Below are 4,026 nucleotides of genomic sequence, written 5' to 3' on the forward strand. Positions count from 1 at the left end.
AATTTATGTGCGGAATTGTCGGCGGCATTGCGGAACGGAATTTGGTTCCGATTTTATTGGAAGGGCTGAAACGTTTGGAATATCGGGGCTATGATTCCTCGGGCGTCGCGGTGTTGGACAGTGAAAATACCATTCAACGGGTTCGGGCGCTGGGCAAAATCAAGGCGCTGGAAACCAAAGTATCCGAAGCCGAACCGCCCGTCAGCGGCCAAATCGGTATTGCGCATACCCGCTGGGCAACGCACGGGGTTCCGGCGGAGAATAATGCCCATCCGCACATCTGTAACAATCAGGTCGCCGTAGTGCATAACGGCATTATTGAGAACTACCAGTCGCTTAAAGCCCACCAGCTTCAAGCCGGTTACCGTTTCACCTCGGAAACCGACACCGAAGTGGTGGCGCACTGTGTGCATGAACAACTCAAGTCTTCGCAAACGCTGCTGGAAGCCGTGCAAAAAGCCATCACTCATTTTGATGGGGCTTACGCGTTGGGCGTTCTATCGGTGGCGCATCCCGATACCTTGGTGGCCGCACGCAAAGGCAGCCCTTTGGTGATTGGGGTCGGCATTGGCGAATACTTTATTGCCTCCGACGTGTCCGCGCTCTTGCCCGTTACTCAAAGTTTTATCTTTCTGGAAGAAGGCGATGTCGCCGAGATTCGCCGTGACCGTTTGCACATTGTCGATGCCAAAGGCCAGCCGGTAGAGCGTGAAATCAAGCAATCCACCGTCAGCCTGCACTCGGTCGAGCTGGGCGAGCATCGCCACTATATGCACAAGGAAATTTTCGAACAGCCGCAAGCCGTCACCGATACGTTGGAAGGGCGCATCACTCAGGAACACGTGCTGGTATCGGCTTTCGGCCATGAAGCCGAAGCGATTTTTCAGACAGTCCAGCAAGCGCAAATCATTGCCTGTGGCACCAGCTACCATGCCGGGCTGGTCGCCAAATACTGGCTGGAAGATATTATCGGCCTGCCGTGCCAGGTGGAAGTCGCCAGCGAATACCGCTACCGCAATCCGGTGTTGCTCGACAACACCCTGTTTGTCACCATCAGCCAATCCGGTGAAACCGCCGACACCCTGGCGGCGTTACAAAAAATCAAAGCCAAACGAAAAGGTGCCAGCCTGAGCGAAGCCGAAGGGTCTTCAACTAAAAGAAAAGCCATAAACATCCCAACCCTCACCATTTGTAATGTCCCGGAATCCAGTCTGACACGCGAATCCGACCTGACGTTTCTCACCCATGCCGGGCCGGAAATCGGTGTCGCCTCGACCAAAGCCTTTACCACCCAGCTGGTCGCGCTGGCGCTATTAGTAACGGCGCTGGGCAAAACCCAATCGCGCCTCACCGAACACCAAGAAAGCAAAATCGTGCACGGCCTGCAAAAACTGCCAGGCCTGCTGCAAAAAGCACTGACGCACGAAGACGACATCAAAACCATCGCACATAAATTTGCCGACAAAGACAGTGCGCTTTTTCTCGGGCGCGGCACCATGTACCCCATTGCCATGGAAGGCGCACTTAAACTCAAAGAAATCAGCTATATACACGCCGAAGCTTATCCGGCTGGCGAACTCAAGCACGGTCCGCTGGCCTTGATTGATGAACACATCCCTGTGATCGCCATTGCGCCGCACGACGACCTACTGGAAAAACTCAAATCCAATCTCCAGGAAGTCAAAGCCCGAGGCGGCCAGATGGTGGTGTTCGAAGATGAAAAAGCCGATGTCGATTCTCAAGGCAATATGACCGTGGTCAAAGCCACCAGTAATGTCGGACGCATCACCGCGCCGATTACCTTTAATATTCCGCTTCAGCTTCTGAGTTATCATGTGGCGCTTATTAAAGGCACGGATGTGGATCAACCTCGTAACCTCGCCAAAAGCGTGACGGTTGAATAGGGAAGTCATTTAATCGTCACGTAAACTTCATCACTCTGTCACCTTGCGTCTTTAAGCTTGCCGTTAGCTTTTGGCTTGTTTTTGGCTTTCCAGTTTAAGGTGCAAGGTGTTCTTATGAATTTGACTCGACGTGATTTATTAAAGTTTTTCGCCGCTTCGTCGGCCTCCATCGTGGTGTCATCCGGGCTGAACGGATGCAACTCTTCCAGCAGCGACTCCGATAATCGAGAGGCTGAGCCGAGCAAGGCCGTGCGCTTTAATCACGGCGTGGCCAGTGGCGACCCGCAAACGGATCGAGTGATTTTATGGACGCGCGTCACGCCAGCGTCCGATGATGCGGTTACCGTCGGCTGGGAAGTGGCCGAAGATGCCGACTTTACCCGCTTGGTCAATTCCGACACCGCGCAAGTGGATGCCGCAACCGATTACACCTTGAAAGTAGACGTCACTGGTTTGGCCGCCGGACAGCGTTATTTCTATCGTTTTAAGCATAACGACGCGGTTTCGGACATTGGTCAGACACGCACCTTGCCGAATCAGGCGGATCACGTCAAACTGGCCGTCTTTTCCTGTGCCAATTTCCCAGCGGGCTATTTTCATGTGTATGCCGATGCGGTCGATCATGCTGAACAGTTGGATGCCGTTGTGCATCTGGGGGATTACATTTACGAATACGATATCGACGGTTACCCAGAAGCCGGTTCCGGTGAGGCCATTGGGCGGATGCATCAGCCGACCCATGAGTGCGTTGAGTTGAACGATTACCGTCAGCGTTACGCTCAGTACCGCTCCGATGCCGATCTGCAGATGTTGCACGCAAAAGTGCCATTTATTTGTGTTTGGGACGATCACGAGATCGCGAATGACACCTATGAAGACGGTGCCGAAAACCATAGCGACGAAACGGAAGGTGACTTTTACGCTCGGAGAACCGCTGCCATTCAGGCCTGGTATGAATGGTTGCCGGTGCGGGCACCGCAGGTGGACGCGGAAAAAATCAAAACCTATCGACAGTTTGATTTTGGCTCATTGGTGTCCTTGATGATGTTGGATACGCGCGTTATCGGGCGCAATGAACAGATGGATTACGATGATTACATGACCGCTGAAGGCGCTTTTGATGCCGTAGGGTTTCAACAAGATCTGCTGAATCCGTACAGAACGCTGTTGGGTGCGGCACAAAAAGACTGGGTGTTGCAAAACTTGGCGGCTTCCAAAGCAGACGGTACCACTTGGCAGGTGCTGGGGCAACAGGTCTTAATGGCAAAAATGAATCTACCGGCTTCCATTATCATGCCCGACCCGGAAACCGGCGCACCCGACCCACAAAATCTCATTAATTACCAAATGGCCGTCGGCGCTTATCAACAATTGGCGCAAGCGGTGGTCGCAACCTTGACCGAAAAGGGTACGCTGAACGCCTATGCGGCACAGATTGATGGGTTTGCCGAGTTGTCCGCCGCCGATCAAGCCATTGCCTTGACCGAGGCGGTCAAAGCGATGGATGCAGACCTATATGCGCAAATCCTTGCTGGTTTGCCCGCCGAAGTTCAAACGGTTTTGCAAACCCACGGGGACTTGCTCAATCCAACCCTGAACCCGTCCATACCCTACAATCTGGACGCTTGGGATGGCTATGCTGTGGAGCGCGAAACACTCTTACAAACCGCCAAAGCTTATCAAAGCAATTTGGTGGTGTTGGCCGGTGACACTCATAATGCCTGGTGCAGCCGTTTAACCGATCAAAACAGTGAGCTGGCCGGGGTGGAGTTTGCGACCAGCTCCGTGTCTTCGCCCGGCATGGAAAAATATCTCAGCATAGCCGATGGACAAGAAGCCGCGACCGAAGCGGGCATTGTGGCTTTGGTAGACGATTTGCAGTTTTTTAACAGCGCTCAGCGTGGTTATTTAATCGTGACGTTTACGCCTCAAGACGCTATAGCCGACTGGTATGCCATGCCGCGTGAGGCCGAAAAAGACGCGGTTACCCCAGTCTTCACACGAATCAAACAAGCGCGTGTCGAAGCGGAAACGCTTGCTTTAACCCTCAGCGACTAATCCCGTTGAGATTATGCGGTGATAAGCAAAATCGCCAGGCCTGGTCAAATAAGATTTTGAATCA

Annotated in this window: 2 protein-coding genes; both read left to right on the forward strand. The window is 53.1% G+C overall.

Annotated elements, in window-relative coordinates; all coding sequences use genetic code 11:
• Nucleotides 1–5 precede the first annotated feature (5 nt).
• Nucleotides 6–1,904: a glutamine--fructose-6-phosphate transaminase (isomerizing) gene (gene glmS / locus ACP5D0_RS10215; RefSeq protein WP_472365692.1), complete on the forward strand. Its 1,899-nt coding sequence runs from the start codon at nucleotides 6–8 to the stop codon at nucleotides 1,902–1,904.
• A gap of 114 nt (nucleotides 1,905–2,018) precedes the next feature.
• Nucleotides 2,019–3,962 carry an alkaline phosphatase D family protein gene (locus tag ACP5D0_RS10220; RefSeq protein ID WP_472365691.1) on the forward strand — a complete coding sequence of 648 codons (1,944 nt, stop codon included), beginning with the start codon at nucleotides 2,019–2,021 and terminating at the stop codon, nucleotides 3,960–3,962.
• Nucleotides 3,963–4,026: the final 64 nt, after the last annotated feature.

Origin of the sequence: Hydrogenovibrio sp., from assembly GCF_049975065.1 — a bacterium.
In the GTDB taxonomy this organism is placed as follows: domain Bacteria; phylum Pseudomonadota; class Gammaproteobacteria; order Thiomicrospirales; family Thiomicrospiraceae; genus Hydrogenovibrio.

What these genes read in the sequence shown, in the direction of transcription:
- glmS (WP_472365692.1), top strand. Translation starts at nt 6, where the DNA reads ATGTGCGGAATTGTCGGCGGCATTGCGGAACGGAATTTGGTTCCGATT.
- ACP5D0_RS10220 (WP_472365691.1), top strand. Translation starts at nt 2,019, where the DNA reads ATGAATTTGACTCGACGTGATTTATTAAAGTTTTTCGCCGCTTCGTCG.